Source organism: Kosakonia sp. CFBP8986 (genome assembly GCF_034044935.1).
Lineage (GTDB): Bacteria > Pseudomonadota > Gammaproteobacteria > Enterobacterales > Enterobacteriaceae > Kosakonia > Kosakonia cowanii.
This window is the reverse complement of record NZ_JAXCXB010000001.1, coordinates 55,426-74,870: the sequence shown is the minus strand read 5'-3', so window position 1 is coordinate 74,870 and position 19,445 is coordinate 55,426. Positions and strand designations below refer to the sequence as shown.

Genomic DNA, 19,445 nt, shown 5'->3' with positions numbered 1-19,445 from the left:
GAGATCGTAATTTATGACATTCAGGCACTGGCAAATTGGTGTGCATATTCAACAGGATGGCGTCTTTATCGTGGCGCTTTCCGCTGGGCGTTCCGGGCGGACGCTGCGCCGCTGGTGGCACCTTCCTCTCCCCAGTGGCGCGGTGGTTCAGGGGCGGATTAAGGCACCGGAGCAGCTGCTCGCTGCGCTGCGCCCATGGCGCCATGCTTTGCCGCAGCGCCACTGCGCGCGCATCGCCTTTCCCGCCGGGCAGACGCTGCAGCGAAGGTTGCCGCGCCCGGCGGTGACGCTGCGTGAACCTGCACTGACCGGCTGGGTTTCACAGGCGATGGCGCGCGAGCTGGAGATGGCGCAAAGCGATCTCTGCTTCGACTTCACCGAGGATGAGCCCGCCAGAAGCTACGGCGTGACCGCCGCGCAGAACCGGGATATCGCCGCGCTACTGGAGATCGCGCAGCAGCTTTCACTCCACCTCTCCTCTATCACGCCCGATGCCTGTGCTCTTCAGCCGCTGCTGCCCTCGTTAGCGGCACCGGTGCGCTGTCTCGCCTGGTGCGATGAGCGCCAGTGGTTGTGGGCGACAAAAGAGAGCTGGGGGCGGCGAGCACGCGAAGAGGCGGAAAATGTCGCGCAGCTTGGCGCGCTGCTCGCACTTCCCCCGGATGAGATTATCCAGTGCGGCGAAGGTGTGGGGGAGTTCGACTGCTGGAGCGCGGTGCCGTCGCGCCAGCCGCCGCTACCGGATGCAAGCCAGCGCTATGCCGTTGCGTTGGGGCTGGCGATCGCCAGGGGGTACTGATGCGCCCTGCGGTCAATTTTATGCCGTGGCGACAGCTGCAGCGGCGGCGCTGTTTGCGCTTCTGGGTGGCAATCGCGGCGGCAAGCGTAGTGAGCCTGTCGTTGGGCGGTACGCTATGGCATGCGCAGCGCGCTCAGGCCGGGCGTAGCGGCACACTCTGGCTGGCGGCGGATCGGTCGCTGCTGGCCGCGTTGCATGCACAAGAACAACCGCTTCGCCTGCGGCGACAGCAGTGGCAGCTGGCGCAGGAGAAAGCGCGTCGGCGGCAGATAACAGCCGCCTGGCGGCAAACGCTGCTTACGCTTGCGGCCGCGCTGCCGGAAAACGCCTGGCTGACGCAGCTGCGCTGGCGGCAGAACCAGCTTGAAATCCACGGCCTGGCACGCGCCGTCAACGCCCTGGGCGAGTTCGAGCCGCGGCTGCAAAAGCTGGCGGGGTTTCACCTTCAGCCGATGGGGAGCGCCTCGCGTGATGGTCAGGGGCTCTGGCAATTTACCTACCAGCTGAGCCGGGGGCAGATCGATGGCGCTAAACCCTGAAGTCTGGCTCGCCCTGTCTCCCCGCATGCGGGCGGTCTGCTGGCTGGCCGCAATGCTTATCGGCCTATTGCTTATTGGCTGGTTCGCCATCCGCCCGCTGAATCAGACGCAACGCCTTACGCAGCGTCAGCAGAGCGCCCTCCAGCCAGAGTTACAGGCAGAGTGGCGAAAGCTTCGCGCGCTGGCGCTGCCGGAAGCGCAAAGCACTGTTACGGAGGTGCGCCGCTTTAGCCCGCTCGACTTTCACGGCCAGGCGCGGCAGCTCTTGCGCTGGCAGCCGATGCAGGGCGGCGGTGAACTGGTGCTGGAGAGCCGTTGGCCGCAGGCTGTTGAGACCTTTTCACTGCTGGCAGAGCGTGGTATGCAGATTCCGGCATTTTCTCTCTCCGCCAGCGAAAGCGGGCTGCGTTTTACGCTGCAACTGGAGCATGACGCTGATGGTTAAACGCCTGCTTTTCACCTTCGGGATCGTCACTGTGCTGTGCGGTATGCGCGATCCTTTTCAGCCTCCACCGGATCGCTGCCAGCTTGCGCAGCTCCGCGCCTGGCAACTGCACGGCGTTATTGAAAGCGGGCAGCGGCTGGCCATCATCCGCGATGCGGCAGGACGCTGGCACCGGGTAAGCGTGGGCGACACGCTTTCACCCGGCTGGCGCGTTACCGCCATCAACGTAGATGAAACAGAGATAGCAACAGGGAAGGCGTGCGCCCCCTCAACATGGCGCTGGAAACGAAAAGGAACTCTGGATGAGGAAATGGATAGCAAGCGTCGTGCTCTTTAGTCTGCCAGTGGCGGCTGTCAGTGCCGCGCCTCTGGTGACGATGAGCGTTGACGAGGTGCCTGTCGCACAGGCGCTGCAGGCGCTGGCGACGCTGGAAAAACAGAATATCGTTATCCCGCCGGAGGTGAGCGGTGTCGTCTCCCTTAACCTGACGGAAGTGCCCTGGTTACAGGCGATGCAGACCGTCGCGGCCAGCGCAGGGTTAATTCTGAGTCAGCAGGGCGCTATCTGGCAGGTGCATACCGCCTCGTGGCAGCAGCAGAAGCTGGCTGAGCGGGAGGCGGCGCAGGCGCGGCGTAAAAAGAACGCGCCAACGCTGACGCGCGGGATTGTGCTGCGCCATGCGAATGCCGCTGAGCTGGCAAAAGCCGCAGAGAAGCTAATCAGTGCTCAGGGGACCATCACCGTTGATACGCGCCTTAACCGCTTACTGGTGCGGGATAATAAAGAGAGCCTCGCCGCGCTAGAAAAGTGGATCGCGCAGATGGATCTGCCCGTTGAGCAGGTCGAACTGGCGGCCTGGATCGTCACTATTAATGAAAAAAGCCTGCGTGAGCTTGGCGTGAAGTGGGGGCTCGGGCAAGAGCCTGCCGCCACGCGCGGGCAGGTGAGCACTCTGGCGGCAGATCACAGCGTTGCCAGCGCCACAACGCGCATCGGCTTTAATATCGGCAGTATTAATGCGCGTCTTCTTGAGCTGGAGCTTTCCGCGCTTGAACAGAAGCAGCAACTGGAGATTATCGCCAGCCCGCGCCTGCTGGCTTCCCATCTTCAGCCCGCAAGCATTAAACAGGGGAGTGAAATCCCTTACCAGGTGGCGAATGGAGAGAGCGGCAACACGGCTGTTGAGTTTAAAGAGGCGGTGCTGGGCATGGAGGTGACCCCCACGGTGTTGGCGGACGGGCGGGTGCGCCTGAAGCTGCGCATCAGCCAGAATATGCCCGGCCAGGTACTGCAGCAGGCCGGAGGCGAAGCGCTGGCGATTGATAAGCAGGAGATTGAAACCGTGGTGGAGGTGAAAAGCGGTGAAACGCTGGCATTGGGTGGCATCTTCTCGCAAAAGAGGCGTAATGGCAGAACCCAGGTTCCGGGCCTTGGTGCTATTCCCGGCTTCGGCCGTCTGTTTCGCCAGGAAGCAAAAGAGGGGGATCGCCGCGAACTGGTGGTCTTTATTACCCCCAGGCTGGCAGCGGTACATTAAATCTGCCGTAACGCCCCTTTTTCGCCGTAACTTGGCCCAGGTGTTTGACGTGGGAGATGATTTAGCTTACAAGGAGTACCGATTTGAGTGTCAGCGGTCTCCGAATAATAAAGGGCGGTAAGAGGGATAACGTGTTTATTCAGTTGCCAAACAAGCCGGAGTACTGAGATAATTTTCGATCTGACTCTCGCACTATCGCATATGAGGTTTCAGTTCATGTCCTGCTACGCCGTACGTTTGCGAAGCGGGTTTATCATCAACGAATAGTCTTAGTAGTACCGAAAAAATGGCAGAGAAACGCAATATCTTTCTGGTTGGGCCTATGGGTGCCGGCAAAAGCACTATTGGGCGTCAGTTAGCTCAACAACTCAATATGGAATTTTACGATTCTGATCAAGAGATTGAGAAACGAACCGGAGCTGATGTGGGCTGGGTCTTCGATGTTGAAGGTGAAGAAGGTTTCCGCGATCGCGAGGAAAAGATCATCAATGAGCTGACGGAGAAGCAGGGCATCGTTCTGGCGACCGGCGGCGGCTCTGTGAAATCCCGCGAAACCCGTAATCGTCTCTCCGCCCGCGGTGTAGTGGTGTATCTGGAAACCACTATCGAGAAGCAACTGGCACGTACTCAACGTGATAAAAAACGTCCCCTGCTGCAGGTGGACGCGCCGCCGCGTGAAGTGTTGGAAGCGCTGGCCGACGAACGTAATCCTCTCTACGAAGAGATTGCCGACGTGACCATCCGTACTGACGATCAGAGCGCGAAAGTGGTGGCGAACCAGATTATTCATATGCTGGAAAGCAACTAAATCAGGCTTAATAGACGGCCTGTAGGTTTAAGCAACTAAGGTGGATGTCGCGTCATGGAGAGGATCACCGTTACTCTCGGGGAACGTAGTTACCCTATCACCATCGCGGCTGGTTTGTTTAACGACCCAGCTTCCTTCGCGCCTCTGAAGTCTGGTGATCAGGTTATGCTGGTCACCAACGAAACCCTGGCACCGCTCTACCTTGATAGGGTACGTAGCGTGCTGGAACAGGCCGGCGTTAATGTCGATAGCGTCATCCTGCCTGACGGCGAGCAGTACAAAAGCCTGGCGGTGATGGACACGGTGTTCACCGCACTGTTGCAAAAACCACATGGGCGCGATACCACACTGGTCGCGCTCGGCGGCGGCGTAATCGGCGATTTGACCGGTTTTGCTGCGGCCAGCTATCAGCGCGGCGTGCGCTTTATCCAGGTGCCGACCACGCTCCTTTCTCAGGTTGACTCCTCCGTTGGCGGTAAAACGGCGGTAAACCACCCCCTTGGCAAAAACATGATTGGCGCGTTCTATCAGCCCGCGTCGGTTGTGGTCGATCTCGACTGCCTGGCAACCCTTCCTGCCCGTGAACTCTCCTCCGGTCTTGCGGAAGTGATCAAATACGGCATTATTCTCGACGGCGCGTTCTTTAGCTGGCTGGAAGAGAATATGGACGCTCTGCTGCGCCTTGATGGCGCGGCGCTGGCTTACTGTATTCGCCGCTGCTGCGAACTGAAAGCGGAGGTCGTCGCCGCCGATGAGCGCGAACACGGCTTACGTGCTTTACTCAATCTTGGTCATACCTTCGGCCATGCGATTGAGGCGGAGATGGGCTACGGTAACTGGCTACACGGCGAAGCCGTTGCTGCCGGGATGGTGATGGCGGCACACGCGTCAGAACGCCTCGGGCAGTTTAGCGCAGCAGATACGCAGCGCATCAAAGCGTTGTTAAAACGCGCCGGTTTACCCGTTGAGGGGCCGCGTGAAATGGCGGCGCAGGCTTACCTGCCGCACATGATGCGCGATAAAAAAGTGTTAGCGGGAGAGATGCGTTTAGTGCTTCCGCTGGCCATAGGGAAGAGTGAAGTTCGCGGCGGAGTGTCGCACGACGTAGTACTTAGCGCTATTGCTGATTGCCAGCAGGCGTAACGATAAGAAAGGTCTGTTCACGCGCTGCGTGGCGTTTAACTTCGGGCGATATGCATCAGTGGCATACGCCTTTGTGTGGGGTGTTAAATGGATGAATTCAAACCAGAAGACGAGCTGAAACCCGATCCCAGCGATCGTCGTACTGGTCGTTCTCGTCAATCTTCCGAGCGTGTCGATGAGCCGCAGATCAACTTTGATGAGGTTGATGTTGATGCCGACGATCGCCGTCCTGCGCGTTCGCGCCGGGTGCGTGATGATCGCGAAGAAGAGAGCTATCAAGAAGATGAAGCCGCTCTGGACGAGGAGCCGCAGGAGCGTCGCCCGCGTAAGCGTAAGAAAGCCGCTGCCGCTGCGAAGCCAGCCTCCCGCCAGTATCTGATGATGGGCGTCGGTATCCTTGTGTTACTGCTGCTGATTATCGGCATTGGCTCTGCGCTGAAATCCCCCGCGCCTGCTAACAACGAACAAAACACGTCGGGCGAGAAAAATATCGATCTCGGCGCGACGGATAACACTGCCGGTAACAGCGGCAACGCTGCCGATCAGGCAAATGGCGCACAGCCCGCACCGGGCGCGTCCCCGTCTCAGGCACAGAACGCAGGCAACGCGCCGGCTCAGCAGGATGTGACGCTGCCGCCGATCTCCTCAACGCCGTCGCAAGGCCAGCCGTCCGCTACACCGGAAGGGCAAAACCGCGTTGAAGTGCAGGGCGAGCTTAACAACGCACTGTCGCAGCCGCAGAGCCAGACGCAGCTTGATAGCGCGGCCAGCTCGACGCTGCCGACCGAACCGGCAACGGTTGCACCGATTCATAACGGTAATGGCAGTAACAATGCCAACGCCGCGCGTAATCAGCAGCAGCCAGCGTCCGGTGAAAGCCGCACTACGGCGCCGCGTAACGAACGCAAGCAGATGGTGATTGAGCCGAAGCCAGCCGCCAAAACGCCGGTAGCGAAAAGCGAGCCGAAAGCGGAATCCCGCCCGGTTGCTCAACCGCCGAAGCGCACGGAAAGCACCGCTTCTGCGCCAGTGAAAGCGCCTGCGACAACGTCGACAGCAGCACCGTCAACGTCAACGGCCGCATCCACACCGGCTCAGCCTAAAACCACAGCACCGGCGGCGAGCGCAAGCAGCGCACCTGCTGCCAGCGGCACGGCTTCTACCGGCAATGTTGGTGCGCTGAAATCGGCTCCGGGCAACCACTACACCCTGCAGCTGAGCAGTTCATCGAACTATAACAACCTCAATGCGTGGGCGAAGAAAGAGAACCTGAAAAACTTCGTGGTCTACCAGACAACGCGTAACGGTCAGCCGTGGTACGTGCTGGTGAGCGGCGTCTATGCCTCGAAAGATGATGCTAAACGCGCCGTTTCCGCGCTGCCAGCGGATGTGCAGGCGAAAAACCCGTGGGCGAAGCCGCTGCATCAGGTTCAGGCCGATCTTAAGTAATGTGTAAAGCGCAGGATGCTGTCGGAGCTTTCTCCACAGCCGGAGAGAGTGTAAGTAATCAGTCAGCATGAAAAAGAATCGCGCTTTTCTAAAATGGGCAGGGGGGAAATACCCCCTGCTCGACGATATCGGTAGGCACTTGCCCAAGGGAGAGTGCCTCATCGAGCCTTTCGTTGGCGCGGGCTCGGTGTTTCTCAACACCTCCTACTCCCGCTATATCCTTGCAGATATCAACAGCGACTTAATCAGCCTCTATAACATCGTTAAAGAGCGCCCTGATGAGTATGTTCATCACGCGCGCGCGCTGTTTGTGCCCGCGGTGAACCAGTCCGAAGTCTATTACCAGCTGCGTCAGGAGTTTAACCAGTGCCAGGAGCCGTTCCGGCGCGCGCTGCTGTTTTTATACCTCAACCGGCATGGCTACAATGGTCTGTGTCGTTACAACCTGCGCGGGGAGTTTAACGTGCCGTTTGGGCGCTATAAAAAGCCCTACTTCCCGGAAGCGGAGTTGTACCACTTTGCAGAAAAAGCGCAGAATGCCTTCTTTTACTGCGAATCTTACGCCGAGAGTATGGCGCGCGCGGATGCGAACTCGGTGGTCTATTGCGATCCGCCCTATGCGCCGCTCTCTGCGACAGCCAACTTTACGGCTTACCATACCAATAGCTTTACCCTTGAGCAGCAGGCTCATCTTGCCGCGATTGCGGAGAGTCTGGTGCAAAACCGAATCCCGGTATTGATTTCCAACCATGACACGCTGTTGACGCGTGAATGGTACAGTCAGGCGAAATTGCACGTGGTGAAAGTGCGACGCAGTATCAGCAGTAATGGCGGGACGCGTAAAAAAGTGGATGAGCTGCTGGCGCTCTATCGCCCGGCTCCCGCGCCTCGCTAACCCTGCGTTCACCGCGCCGCCGCCTGCCGAAACCTACTTTCTCAAGGAGATGCGGATGAAACAGTATTTAATTGCCCCTTCGATTCTGTCGGCTGATTTTGCTCGCCTGGGCGAAGACACCGCCAGCGTACTGGCCGCGGGCGGCGACGTTGTTCACTTTGACGTGATGGACAACCACTACGTACCGAACCTGACCATCGGCCCGATGGTGCTGAAAGCGCTGCGCAACTACGGCATTACCGCGCCTATCGATGTGCACCTGATGGTGAAGCCGGTCGACCGCCTGGTGCCGGACTTTGCCGAAGCCGGGGCAAGCATTATCACCTTTCATCCTGAAGCTTCTGAACATATCGACCGCACGCTGCAGCTGATCAAAGAGCACGGCTGCAAAGCGGGGCTGGTATTTAACCCGGCGACACCGCTGAGCTATCTGGATCACGTTATGGACAAGCTGGATGTGATCCTGCTGATGTCCGTTAACCCCGGTTTTGGCGGTCAATCCTTCATTCCCCATACGCTCGACAAGCTGCGCGAGGTGCGTCGTCGCATAGATGCCTCCGGCCTTGATATCCGTCTCGAAGTGGACGGCGGCGTGAAAGCGAGCAATATCGGCGAGATCGCGGCAGCCGGCGCGGATATGTTCGTGGCGGGCTCGGCGATTTTCAATCAGCCGGATTACAAACAGGTTATTGATGAAATGCGTAGCGAACTGGCGAAGGTAAGTCATGGATAAATTGCAGTCGATTCGGGGTGTCGCGTTCGATCTTGACGGCACATTAGTAGACAGCGCGCCGGGGCTCACCGCCGCCGTAGACAGCGCGCTGTATGCCCTTGAGCTGCCGCAGGCTGGCGAAGCGCGCGTGATTACCTGGATTGGGAATGGCGCCGATGTATTGATGGAGCGCGCCTTCAACTGGGCCCGCCAGGAGCGTGCCATTCAGCGTGCTTCGCAGGGCAAGCCCGATATTGATACCGGTGACGTGCCGCAGGCCGAGCAGATCGCCATGCTGCGCAAGCTCTTCAACCGCTACTACGAAGAGACCGTGGAGGAGGGCAGCTTCCTGTTCCCGGACGTGGCGCAAACTCTCGCGGCGCTGCACGAAAAAGGGCTGCCGCTGGCGCTGGTGACCAACAAGCCGACGCCGTTTGTCGCGCCGCTGCTGGACGCGCTGGAGATTGCCCACTACTTCACTTTTGTTGTCGGTGGCGATGATGTGGTGAATAAGAAGCCGCACCCGGAGCCGCTGCTGCTGGTGTGCGACAAGCTGGCGATTCAACCCCATGAGTTACTCTTCGTTGGCGATTCACGCAACGATATCCGCGCCGCGCAGGCGGCCGGCAGCGTCTCCGTTGGCCTGACCTACGGCTATAACTATGGTGAAGCGATTACCTTAAGCGAGCCGGACTACGTCTTCGACCGCTTTAACGATTTACTGCCCGCGCTCGGGCTCCCGCTCAGTGAACATCAGGAAATGAAAAATGACTAAGCCCATCGTTTTTAGTGGCGCACAGCCCTCAGGTGAATTGACCATTGGCAACTACATGGGTGCGCTGCGTCAGTGGGTGAACATGCAGGACGACTATCACTGTATCTACTGCATCGTTGACCTGCATGCCATTACCGCGCGTCAGGATCCGGAGAAGCTGCGTAAGGCGACGCTGGATACGCTGGCGCTCTACCTGGCGTGCGGCATTGACCCGCAGAAAAGCACGATCTTTGTGCAGTCCCACGTTCCTGAGCATGCCCAGCTGGGTTGGGCGCTGAACTGCTACACCTACTTCGGCGAGCTGAGCCGTATGACGCAGTTCAAAGATAAATCCGCACGCTATTCAGAAAACATCAACGCCGGCCTGTTTGACTACCCGGTGCTGATGGCGGCAGACATCCTGCTTTACCAGACCAATCAGGTGCCGGTCGGCGAAGACCAGAAGCAGCATCTGGAGCTGAGCCGCGATATTGCCCAGCGCTTTAACGCCATTTATGGCGATGTGTTTAAAGTGCCTGAGCCATTTATTCCGAAATCCGGTGCGCGCGTAATGTCGCTGCTGGAGCCGACGAAGAAGATGTCCAAGTCGGACGATAACCGCAACAACGTGATTGGCCTGCTGGAAGATCCGAAATCGGTAGTGAAGAAGATCAAACGCGCCGTGACCGACTCCGACGAGCCGCCGGTTGTGCGTTACGATGTGGCGAACAAAGCGGGCGTCTCTAACCTGCTCGATATCCTCTCTGCCGTGACCGGCCAGAGCATCGCCGAGCTGGAGCAGCATTTCGCAGGCAAGATGTATGGCCATTTGAAAGGCGAAGTGGCGGACGCGGTTTCCGGCATGCTGACCGAGTTGCAGGAGCGCTACCATCGCTATCGCAATGACGAAGCTTTCCTGCAGCAGATCATGCGCGAAGGTGCGGAAAAAGCGAGCGCGCACGCTTCAGAAACCCTGAAGAAGGTGTACGAAGCGATTGGGTTTGTTGCGAAGCCGTAAGCGCTGATTGCCGGATGGCGGCATAAATGCCTTATCCGGCCTACGGGTTAGCACGATTTCGTAGGCCTGATAAGCGCAGCGCCATCAGGCATTGTGCCCGACGCTGACTGCCGGATGGCGGCATAAATGCCTTATCCGGCCTACGGGTTAGCATGATTTCGTAGGCCTGATAAGCGCAGCGCCATCAGGCATTGTGCCCGGCGCTGATTGCCGGATGGCGGCATAAATGCCTTATCCGGCCTACGGGTTAGCATGGTTTCGTAGGCCTGATAAGCGCAGCGCCATCAGGCATTGTGCCCGGCGCTGATTGCCGGATGGCGGCATAAATGCCTTATCCGGCCTACGGGTTAGCACGATTTTGTAGGCCTGATAAGCGCAGCGCCATCAGGCATTGTCTTTAAAACCACTTCAACTTATCGCGTAACGCGACAACCCTGCCGACGATAATCAACGACGGGCTTTTCACCTGCTGCGCCAGCTCGCCAAGCTGCGACAGCGTGCCGCTCACCACCCGCTGCTGCACCGATGTGCCATTTTCCACCAGCGCTACCGGCATATCCGCCTGCATGCCGTGGGCGATCAACTGCTCCTGAATCGCCGCTGCCTGATTTAACCCCATATAGAACACCAGCGTCTGCTTCTCTGCCGCCAGGTTAGCCCAGTCCAGCTCACCGCCGGTTTTCAGGTGGCCCGTGACCAGCCGCACGCTCTGGGCGTAATCCCGGTGAGTCAACGGAATACCCGAGTAAGCCGAACAGCCGGAAGCCGCGGTAATCCCTGGCACAACCGAGAAGGGAATGCCCGCATGGCAGAGCGTTTCCAGCTCTTCGCCGCCGCGCCCAAAAATAAAGGGATCGCCGCCTTTTAACCGCACCACGCGCTTCCCGCTTTGCGCCTCGCGCAGCAGGATCTGGTTAATCTCCTCCTGCGGCACGCAGTGATAGCCCGCTCGTTTACCGACAAACACACGGTCGGCGTCACGGCGCACAAGATTCATGATCTCATCGGAGACCAGCCGGTCATACACCACCACATCCGCCTGCTGGATTTGCTGTAAGCCTTTCAGCGTCAGCAGCCCGGCATCGCCAGGCCCCGCGCCCACCAGCACCACTTCACCACGGTTATCCAGCGGCTCGTTCAGCATCTGCTCGGTGATGCTCTCCACCGCGACCATATTCTGGTTCGCCAGCGACTGCGCCAGCCGATCGTTAACGAACAGCTTCTCCCAGAAACGACGGCGCTCGCTCATGGTGGCGAAATGGCGCTTCACACGGCTGCGCAGCTGCCCGGCAAACTTCGCCACGTGACCAAGATGTTGCGGCAGCAGCGACTCCAGCTTCTCGCGCAGCAAACGCGCCAGCACCGGCGACGTGCCGCCGGAGGAGATCGCTACCATCAGCGGCGATCGGTCGATAATCGACGGCATGATAAAGCTCGCTTCTTTCGGCGCATCGACCACATTGCAGAAGATGCGACGCGCTTCTGCCGCATCGCTGACCCGCTGGTTTACCGCGTCGTTATCGGTGGCGGCAATTGCCAGCCAGCACTCATCGAGTAGCGTTTCGCTAAACTCACCTTCGACCAGCGTCAGCATGCCTTCGGCGGCCCAGGCGGTAAATTGAGGAATAAAGGTGAGGGCATTGACGGTGAGCTGCGCGCCCGCATCCAGCAACAGACGCGCTTTGCGCTCCGCGACGTCGCCGCCGCCGACCAGCAGACAGGCGCGTCCCCGTAATTGACAGAAAATTGGCAGGTGATCCACGACATTACCCCAGAATTGTAGTTATAGGCTGAAGCGGGCGCCGCGCGGCGAGAACCGCGGGCGCTGAGCATGAGCCGTAGCATAACAGCAAGCTGTCGCTACGGCCGTTGAAAGGGCAGGGGATTATGCTTTGATCTGCACCTCACCATCCTTCACTCGTGCTTCAAAATGGGCAACTGAACGGCTTTCATCTTCCATGCAGAGGCCATCACGCAGACGGAAGCGCTGTTTTTTTAACGGGCTGGCAACCCACAGTTCGCCCTGATGTTCGGCGATAATGCCGCGAGAGAGTACGCTCGACTGGAAAAAGGGGTCGATATTGCTGATGGCGTAAACCTGGTCATCGTGGCGCGGGCGGAAAATCGCCACCTGCTCGCCATTGACCAGCGCGCAGACGCCGGTTGCCGGGACAATCTCATCAATATTGCAAACGCTGTTCCACTGGCTCATGCGTTCCCCTCCACTAACATCACCGGAATACGTTCATAGGGTGTCGCCGGGCGATGCTGCGCACGCTCCGGAACCACCTGCACGTTCGGGTCACGGCGATCGCTGTTGATAAAGTGTTTGAAGCGCGTTTGCGCCGCCGGGTTGTTGACGGTTTCTGTCCACTCGCAAATCACCGCTTCGCGCAGGCGGGTCATCTCTGCTTCCAGCTGTGCATCAAAGCCCAGCTTGTCGTCGATGATGACGCTGCGCAGATAGTTGATGCCGCCTTCCATCCCCTCAAGCCAGGAGGCGGTACGGGTCAGTTTGTCGGCAGTGCGAATGTAGAACATCATAAAGCGGTCGAGGTAACGCAGCAGAGTGTCGCGATCGAGGTCCGCCGCCAGCAGATCCGCATGGCGCGGTTTCATGCCGCCGTTACCGCACACATAGAGGTTCCAGCCTTTTTCCGTGGCGATAATTCCGACATCTTTCCCCTGCGCTTCCGCACACTCACGGGTACAGCCGGAGACGCCGAACTTCATTTTGTGCGGGGTACGGATACCTTTGTAACGGTTTTCCAGCTCGACGCCGAAACCGACGCTGTCGCCGACGCCATAGCGGCACCAGGTCGAGCCGACGCAGGTTTTCGCCATACGCAGTGCTTTGGCGTACGCGTGGCCAGTTTCGAACCCGGCATTGATTAACTGACGCCAGATCTCCGGCAGATCGTCTTTTTGCGCACCGAACAGGCCGATACGCTGCGAGCCGGTGATTTTGGTATAGAGATTGAACTCCCGCGCGATGCGGCCCACTTCCATCAGCCCTTCCGGCGTGATTTCACCGCCCGCCGAGCGTGGGATAACGGAGTAGGTGCCATCTTTCTGGATATTGGCGAGGAAGTTGTCGTTGGTATCCTGCAGCGGCGTGTGCTGTGGTTTCAGGATGTACTCGTTCCAGCAGGAGGCGAGCAGCGAGCCAACGGTCGGTTTACACACTTCGCAGCCGTAGCCGGTACCGTATTTCGCCAGCAGGTCGTCAAAGGTTTTAATCCCCTCCACCTGGATGAGGTGGAACAGCTCCTGGCGGGAGTAGGCGAAGTGTTCACACAGGTTATTGGTGATTTCGATACCCTGTTTCGCCAGCTCGGCGTTCAGCACCTGTGTAACCAGCGGAATACAGCCGCCGCAGCCGGTTCCGGCTTTGGTTTCCGCTTTCAGTGCGGCTACGGTGTGGCAGCCTTTGTTGATGGCAGTAATCAGGTCGCCTTTGGTGACGTCGAAGCAGGAGCAGATTTGCGCACTGTCCGGCAGCTTATCGACGCCGATTGAGGGTTTACCGCCGCTGGCATGCGCCGGCAGGATCAACGCGTCGGGGTTTTCCGGCAGTTCGATGGCATTGAGCACCAGTTGCAGCAGGTTGCCGTAATCGCTGGTGTCACCCACCAATACTGCCCCGAGCAGGGTCTTATTATCCGGGCTGACAATCAGGCGCTTATAAACTTCTTTGCTCTCGTCGAGGTAGACATAGCTGCGCGCGCCCGGTGTGCGGCCGTGTGCATCGCCGATGCCGCCGACATCCACGCCGAGCAGTTTCAGTTTGGCGCTAAGATCCGCGCCTTGAAACGCGTTTTGTGTGCCGAGAATATGGTCAACCGTCACCTGCGCCATTTTGTAGCCTGGCGCGACCAGACCATAAACGCGGTTGTTCCAGCTGGCACACTCGCCGATGGCATAAATATTGGGATCGGAGGTCTGGCAGCAGTCGTTGATCATGATGCCGCCGCGCGGGGCAACTTCAAGCCCGCACTGGGTCGCCAGCTTGTCGCGTGGACGGATGCCGGTGGAGAAGACGATAAAGTCCACTTCCAGCTCGCTGCCGTCGGCGAAGCGCATGGTTTTACGCGCCTCAACGCCCTCTTGCACGATCTCTTTGGTGTTTTTGCTGGTGTGTACGCGTACGCCCATGCTTTCGATTTTACGTCTTAGCTGCTCGCCGCCCATCTGATCGAGCTGTTCTGCCATCAGCATCGGGGCGAATTCAATAACGTGAGTTTCGACGCCTAAGTTTTTCAGCGCGCCTGCGGCTTCCAGACCCAGCAGGCCGCCGCCAACCACCGCGCCACGGCGGCTACGACGCGCGCATGACTCAATGGCATTCAAATCTTCAATAGTGCGGTATACAAAACAGTCTTGGGTTTCAGACCCTTTGATCGGCGGGATCCACGGGTAGGAGCCGGTGGCCATGATCAGCTTATCGTAATAGACCGTGCGGCCCGCGCTGGAGTGGATCACTTTTTCCTGGCGGTTGATGGTGATGGCGCGTTCGCCGACCAGCACTTTGACGCCATGTTTTTCGTAGAAGCCTTCGCGTACCAGCGACAGCTCTTCGGCTGTATGGTGGGAAAAGTAGGATGACAGGTGGACGCGGTCGTAGGCTTTACGCGGCTCTTCACAGAATACGGTAATGTCGAACTGGCTGGCGTCGGCTTTGTCGAGAAGGTCCTCGATAAAGCGGTGGCCGACCATGCCGTTACCGATGATAGCGAGTTTGACTTTGCTCATTTTTGCCTCGATTTCTTTTTTACTACCTCCTACCTTAACGATTCAGCTTGCACGGTTATTGATGTATATCAATTACACCTTAGCCTACCCCCTAATGAGTATATTGCTGATTTTTCATGGTTTTTATAAGTATTGGATATCATTCATATTTATATGTTGAGGAATTTCTATACTGAAAGTGATGTTTTTTAGCACGAGGTTAGCTACGACATATCTGAGGGAGAAAGAGGAGATAATGCGATGTCAGCAACACCACTATGGTTAGTGCAGAATGTGCACTTGCCCGATCGCGAAGGAGTTTGGCAAATCGCCATAGAGAACGGGCGATTTGGCGAGATTACGCCGATGGGCGACGCCCAGAGCGAGACACTTGATGTGCTTGATGCCGGTGGCGGTTTAGCGCTGCCGCCATTCGTCGAACCGCATATTCACCTGGACACCACGCAAACGGCGGGCGATCCCCGCTGGAACGAGTCCGGTACGCTGTTTGAAGGGATTGAGTGTTGGGCCGAACGTAAAGCGCAGCTCTGCCATCAGGACGTGAAAAAGCGCGCCTGGCAGACGCTGAAATGGCAAATGGCCAACGGCGTACAGCATGTGCGCACCCACGTTGATGTTTCCGATCCGCTGTTAACGGCGCTGAAAGCGATGCTGGAGGTAAAAGAGGAGGTTGCGCCGTGGATCGATCTACAAATTGTCGCTTTTCCGCAGGAGGGGATCCTCTCCTACCCGAACGGCGCTGCGCTGTTAGAAAAAGCGCTTCAGCTGGGCGCCGATGTGGTCGGTGCGATTCCGCATTTTGAGTACACGCGTGAATATGGCATTGAATCTCTGAATATCGCCTTCGATCTGGCGCGTGAGTATGAGCGCCCGCTGGATATCCACTGCGATGAGATTGACGATGAGCAGTCGCGCTTTGTCGAAACCGTTGCTGCTCTGGCGCTCGAAATGGAGATGGGTTCGCGCGTCACCGCCAGTCACACCACCGCCATGCACTCCTACAATGGTGCGTATACATCCCGTCTTTTCCGCCTGCTGCAACGTTCCGGCATCAATTTCGTGGCCAATCCGCTGGTCAATATTCACCTGCAGGGGCGGTTCGATGACTACCCGAAACGGCGGGGCGTTACGCGGGTCAAAGAGTTGATGGCGGCAGGGATGAATGTCTGCTTTGGTCATGATGATGTGTTCGATCCCTGGTATCCGCTCGGCACTGGCAATATGTTGCAGGTGCTGCATATGGGTCTGCACGTATGTCAACTGATGGGCTATTCGCAGATTGAACAGGGTTTGCAACTCATTACTCACAACAGCGCGAAAACGCTGGGATTGAAAGAGTACGGCATTGCGCCAGGCTTGCCTGCCAATATGGTTATTCTGCCTGTTGAAAACGGCTTTGAGGCGGTGCGCTGCCAGTCCCCGGTACGCTGGTCAATTCGTCACGGACGCATAATTGCCAGCACGCAACCTGCGCAGAGTTGGGTGCGAATGGAGCAGGGGTGTGAAGAGGTGCATTTTAACCGGATGCCGCAAGCGTAGCGGCGTGCCAGGCCGTTAAGACGCACGAATTTGGCGGTCTGGCGTTACATCTGTTACCAAATACGTAAAATTAAGTAAAAGGCTGGCCTGCTGGCTGACTGCTCTTTAGAATCAAGCCACTCGCTTTCGTTACTGCACTTCGTTAAGGAAACCTTATGGTTAAATCGACTCTGGCGGCTATGGCGGCTCTGCTCGCCCTTTCTGCTCTCTCTCCTGCTGCGCTGGCCGCAAAAGGCGACCCGCATGTTCTGCTCACGACTTCCGCCGGTAATATCGAACTGGAGCTGAACAACCAGAAAGCCCCTGTGTCGGTGAAAAACTTCCTTGATTACGTGAATAACGGTTTTTATAACAACACCACTTTCCATCGCGTTATTCCTGGCTTTATGGTTCAGGGCGGCGGCTTTAACGAGCAGATGCAGCAGAAGCAGCCTAACCCGCCTATCAAGAACGAAGCGGATAACGGCCTGCGAAACACGCGCGGTACCATTGCTATGGCGCGGACGGCGGATAAAGACAGCGCCACCAGCCAGTTCTTTATCAACGTTGCGGATAACGCTTTCCTCGACCATGGCCAGCGTGACTTTGGCTACGCGGTATTTGGCAAAGTGGTAAAAGGTATGGACGTTGCCGATAAGATCTCCCAGGTGCCGACGCACGATGTTGGCCCGTATCAGAATGTCCCGTCAAAACCGGTTGTTATCCTCTCCGCGAAAGTGCTGCCATAAGTTTCCCTCCACACGGGCTTTGCGGCCCGTGTTTTACCGCTTCCCTGCGTAACCCGGAATTACTGCTTATAATTTTTTGGGCATGTACATCATTTGGGTATGTATATCGCTTAACTGGGAGGCGCTATGCCGAAAAAACTCACCGACAGGCAAAAATCCCGACTCTGGGAGCAGCAGCGCAACATCAATTTTCAGGCCAGCCGCCGGCTGGAGGGCGTTGATAGCGAGCTTGTTACGCTGAATGCGGAAGAGGCTACTTTACGTCTTGAAGAGCTGCGGAGGCAAAATGAGCGATAAATTCGGCGACGGGCGCGACCCGTATCTTTTCCCGGGCCTGAAAGTGATGCGCAATCGCCTCGGCATTCGCAATGCTAAGGGGCTGGAGAAGGAGGCGTATCAGTTTACCGCCCTGCGTGCTGCAACCCTGGAACTGGGGCCGATTGCCCGCGGGCTGCCGCATCTTTGCGCCATTCATCGGCACCTCTACCAGGATGTGTTCGACTGGGCCGGGCAGATCCGCGAAGTCGATATCTACGAGGGCGATACCCGCTTTTGCCACTTTGAGTATATCGAGAAAGAGGGCAATGCCCTGATGCAGCAGCTTGAGGATGAGGAGTGGCTCGTCGGGCTTGAAAAAGAGGCTTTCATCGCACGCCTGGCGCATTATTACTGCGAAATCAACGTCCTGCACCCGTTCCGCCTGGGTAATGGTATTGCGCAGCGCATCTTCTTCGAACAGCTGGCGCTGCACGCGGGCTTCTCGCTCGACTGGCGCGATATCGATCCCGACGACTGGCGCAACGCTAACCAGGCCGGTGCAATGGGCGAGCTTGAACCGCTAACCGCGATTTTTAGTAAGGTGGTGAGCGAGGCGCACGAGGGCGAGTAAAACGAAGGTCTTGCTCCAGTCAGAGCAAGACCTTAAGCCCATGTTTCTGCACTACAGAAAGTAACTTGAGGGAGACGCCACTTGGCCGCTTCATACCGTTTTCCCACTTTTGTATCGTTGAAACGCTGGTGTTGAGATAGCGGGCAAAGACCGACTGACTAACGTTGAATCGCTCGCGTAGCCCTTTGATCTCCTCAGGTTTAAGAGCATCAACGGGACTCAGGCAGCGCTCATCAAAATTACGCATTGTTTCCTGAGTCATGGCCCCGGCATCAAATAACCCCTTTGCCGCGCTATGGATTGCCTCATAAGCGAGGCTTTTACTTTTTCGTGTCGTTGTCATGAGTAATCTCAACCAACTCTCTGTTACTGATTAGCACCAAAAGGACGCTTTCGGAAAGGCCAGCGTAATGTTTTGCCAGTTCACGAAACGCGGCTAACTCACCGTCATTAATATTTGCCATATCCTGCTTTGCATAGATAAAGGTGTAAAACGCATGTGCGCCGCCTTTCGTCAGGATAATGGCACGATCGCGGTTTTGATTTAGCCGTTTCTTGTAGACCCCTCCGCCTAAATTATCCGCCTTGCCCTGCATCAATTCATCGATTGCCTGACGTAATTCGCTGTCGCGGATGCCAAATTTTTTGGCCGCTTTGGCAAACCATTTGGTTTTAAAAATCCGTTTAAAAGATACCATTACTTCCATCCACAATGTAGCACTTGGTGCAATAGTAATCCTTCATGTGTGGAAAGAAAGATTTCCGTAAATCCATTTTTTATCTTTGCGAAGTGCCGTATAGTTTCGCGCAAACTGCATGAAACGCGGCACATCCATTGGTTGAATTGACATGATCCTGCTTATCGACAATTACGACTCCTTTACCTGGAACCTCTACCAATATTTTTGTGAGCTGGGTGCACACGTGGAGGTGAGGCGTAACGATGAGCTGACGCTGGCGGATATTGAGATGTTAGCGCCGCAGAAAATGGTTATTTCGCCAGGCCCTTGCACGCCGGATGAGTCCGGCATTTCGCTCGACGTTATTGCGCACTATGCGGGTAAGCTGCCGATCCTCGGCGTTTGCCTCGGTCATCAGGCGATTGCCCAGGCGTTTGGTGCCACCATTGTGCGCGCGGCGAAAGTGATGCACGGCAAAACCTCCCCCATTACACATTTTGGCAGCGGTGTGTTTAGCGGCTTAAATAATCCGTTAACCGTTACCCGCTATCACTCTTTGATCATCGATCCGCCTACCTTACCTGACTGCTTCGAAGTCACTGCCTGGAGTGAAAGCGGCGAGATCATGGGCATTCGCCATAAGGCGTGGGATCTGGAAGGCGTGCAGTTCCACCCGGAAAGTATTCTGAGCGAGCAGGGCCCTCAATTGCTGGAAAACTTCCTTTCGCGGTGATTTGTGGTTGCCATCTAGTGATTT

22 protein-coding genes are annotated in these 19,445 nt (G+C 57.2%); 17 read left to right on the top strand and 5 right to left on the bottom strand.

Features of this window, described 5'->3' with window-relative positions; all coding sequences use genetic code 11:
* Window positions 1-13 precede the first annotated feature (13 nt).
* The 12 genes from SOM48_RS00380 (at window position 14) to trpS (ending at window position 10,100) form a co-directional block, all read left to right on the top strand.
* Window positions 14-799: a DNA utilization protein HofM gene (locus SOM48_RS00380; RefSeq protein ID WP_320511207.1), complete on the top strand. Its 786-nt coding sequence runs from the start codon at window positions 14-16 to the stop codon at window positions 797-799.
* A complete protein-coding gene (locus SOM48_RS00375; RefSeq protein ID WP_320511206.1) occupies window positions 799-1,338 on the top strand; it encodes a PilN domain-containing protein in 540 nt (179 codons plus the stop codon). The genes SOM48_RS00380 and SOM48_RS00375 overlap by 1 nt, the downstream gene beginning before the upstream one ends.
* Complete coding sequence (locus SOM48_RS00370; RefSeq protein WP_320511205.1) at window positions 1,322-1,783, top strand: HofO family protein; 462 nt, start codon at window positions 1,322-1,324, stop codon at window positions 1,781-1,783. Before SOM48_RS00375 ends, SOM48_RS00370 begins: the two co-directional genes overlap by 17 nt.
* Window positions 1,767-2,120, top strand: coding sequence for a HofP DNA utilization family protein (locus tag SOM48_RS00365; protein WP_320511204.1), 354 nt, complete (start codon window positions 1,767-1,769; stop codon window positions 2,118-2,120). Before SOM48_RS00370 ends, SOM48_RS00365 begins: the two co-directional genes overlap by 17 nt.
* A complete protein-coding gene (gene hofQ, locus SOM48_RS00360) occupies window positions 2,086-3,321 on the top strand; it encodes a DNA uptake porin HofQ (RefSeq protein ID WP_312199500.1) in 1,236 nt (411 codons plus the stop codon). Before SOM48_RS00365 ends, hofQ begins: the two co-directional genes overlap by 35 nt.
* Window positions 3,322-3,607: 286 nt before the next feature.
* Window positions 3,608-4,129, top strand: a complete 522-nt coding sequence (gene aroK / locus SOM48_RS00355) for a shikimate kinase AroK (RefSeq protein WP_002920267.1) — start codon at window positions 3,608-3,610, stop codon at window positions 4,127-4,129.
* A gap of 54 nt (window positions 4,130-4,183) precedes the next feature.
* Entirely contained in the window at window positions 4,184-5,272 is a 1,089-nt protein-coding gene (gene aroB, locus SOM48_RS00350) for a 3-dehydroquinate synthase (RefSeq protein WP_076769396.1), read from the top strand.
* 87 nt (window positions 5,273-5,359) lie between these two features.
* The gene (gene damX, locus SOM48_RS00345) at window positions 5,360-6,721 is read left to right on the top strand and encodes a cell division protein DamX (protein WP_320511203.1); all 1,362 of its coding nucleotides are present in this window, start codon (window positions 5,360-5,362) and stop codon (window positions 6,719-6,721) included.
* A 67-nt stretch (window positions 6,722-6,788) separates the two neighbouring features.
* Window positions 6,789-7,616, top strand: coding sequence for an adenine-specific DNA-methyltransferase (gene dam / locus SOM48_RS00340; RefSeq protein ID WP_023482009.1), 828 nt, complete (start codon window positions 6,789-6,791; stop codon window positions 7,614-7,616).
* Window positions 7,617-7,671: 55 nt separating this feature from the next.
* Window positions 7,672-8,349 (top strand): ribulose-phosphate 3-epimerase, encoded by a 678-nt coding sequence (gene rpe / locus SOM48_RS00335; RefSeq protein ID WP_023482084.1) that lies wholly within the window; start codon window positions 7,672-7,674, stop codon window positions 8,347-8,349.
* Window positions 8,342-9,103: a phosphoglycolate phosphatase gene (gene gph / locus SOM48_RS00330; RefSeq protein ID WP_076769397.1), complete on the top strand. Its 762-nt coding sequence runs from the start codon at window positions 8,342-8,344 to the stop codon at window positions 9,101-9,103. Before rpe ends, gph begins: the two co-directional genes overlap by 8 nt.
* Window positions 9,096-10,100 (top strand): tryptophan--tRNA ligase, encoded by a 1,005-nt coding sequence (gene trpS / locus SOM48_RS00325; protein ID WP_128481989.1) that lies wholly within the window; start codon window positions 9,096-9,098, stop codon window positions 10,098-10,100. The genes gph and trpS overlap by 8 nt, the downstream gene beginning before the upstream one ends.
* A gap of 397 nt (window positions 10,101-10,497) precedes the next feature.
* Here the strand turns inward: trpS and cysG are convergent, their stop codons facing one another.
* The 3 genes from cysG to nirB form a co-directional block, all read right to left on the bottom strand.
* On the bottom strand, window positions 10,498-11,862 hold the full coding sequence (gene cysG, locus SOM48_RS00320; RefSeq protein WP_320511202.1) for a siroheme synthase CysG: 1,365 nt from the start codon (window positions 11,860-11,862) through the stop codon (window positions 10,498-10,500).
* A gap of 123 nt (window positions 11,863-11,985) precedes the next feature.
* Window positions 11,986-12,312 (bottom strand): nitrite reductase small subunit NirD, encoded by a 327-nt coding sequence (nirD, locus tag SOM48_RS00315; RefSeq protein ID WP_054804348.1) that lies wholly within the window; start codon window positions 12,310-12,312, stop codon window positions 11,986-11,988.
* Window positions 12,309-14,852, bottom strand: coding sequence for a nitrite reductase large subunit NirB (gene nirB / locus SOM48_RS00310; RefSeq protein WP_320511201.1), 2,544 nt, complete (start codon window positions 14,850-14,852; stop codon window positions 12,309-12,311). The genes nirD and nirB overlap by 4 nt, the downstream gene beginning before the upstream one ends.
* A 240-nt stretch (window positions 14,853-15,092) precedes the next feature.
* Here nirB and SOM48_RS00305 point away from each other — a divergent pair, with 240 nt between their 5' ends.
* The 4 genes from SOM48_RS00305 (at window position 15,093) to SOM48_RS00290 (ending at window position 18,008) form a co-directional block, all read left to right on the top strand.
* Entirely contained in the window at window positions 15,093-16,391 is a 1,299-nt protein-coding gene (locus SOM48_RS00305; RefSeq protein WP_128481992.1) for a cytosine deaminase, read from the top strand.
* Window positions 16,392-16,546: 155 nt separating this feature from the next.
* On the top strand, window positions 16,547-17,119 hold the full coding sequence (ppiA, locus tag SOM48_RS00300) for a peptidylprolyl isomerase A (RefSeq protein ID WP_023482023.1): 573 nt from the start codon (window positions 16,547-16,549) through the stop codon (window positions 17,117-17,119).
* Window positions 17,120-17,245: 126 nt separating this feature from the next.
* Window positions 17,246-17,416: a YhfG family protein gene (locus SOM48_RS00295; RefSeq protein WP_023482040.1), complete on the top strand. Its 171-nt coding sequence runs from the start codon at window positions 17,246-17,248 to the stop codon at window positions 17,414-17,416.
* Window positions 17,406-18,008: a putative adenosine monophosphate-protein transferase Fic gene (locus SOM48_RS00290; RefSeq protein ID WP_320511200.1), complete on the top strand. Its 603-nt coding sequence runs from the start codon at window positions 17,406-17,408 to the stop codon at window positions 18,006-18,008. Before SOM48_RS00295 ends, SOM48_RS00290 begins: the two co-directional genes overlap by 11 nt.
* Window positions 18,009-18,027: 19 nt before the next feature.
* Here the strand turns inward: SOM48_RS00290 and SOM48_RS00285 are convergent, their stop codons facing one another.
* Complete coding sequence (locus SOM48_RS00285; protein WP_054804345.1) at window positions 18,028-18,351, bottom strand: helix-turn-helix domain-containing protein; 324 nt, start codon at window positions 18,349-18,351, stop codon at window positions 18,028-18,030.
* Complete coding sequence (locus SOM48_RS00280; protein WP_320511199.1) at window positions 18,329-18,706, bottom strand: type II toxin-antitoxin system RelE/ParE family toxin; 378 nt, start codon at window positions 18,704-18,706, stop codon at window positions 18,329-18,331. The genes SOM48_RS00285 and SOM48_RS00280 overlap by 23 nt, the downstream gene beginning before the upstream one ends.
* 151 nt (window positions 18,707-18,857) lie before the next feature.
* On the opposite strand from SOM48_RS00280, the gene pabA reads away from it, so the two are divergent.
* Window positions 18,858-19,421 (top strand): aminodeoxychorismate synthase component 2, encoded by a 564-nt coding sequence (gene pabA, locus SOM48_RS00275; protein WP_320511198.1) that lies wholly within the window; start codon window positions 18,858-18,860, stop codon window positions 19,419-19,421.
* Window positions 19,422-19,445: the final 24 nt, after the last annotated feature.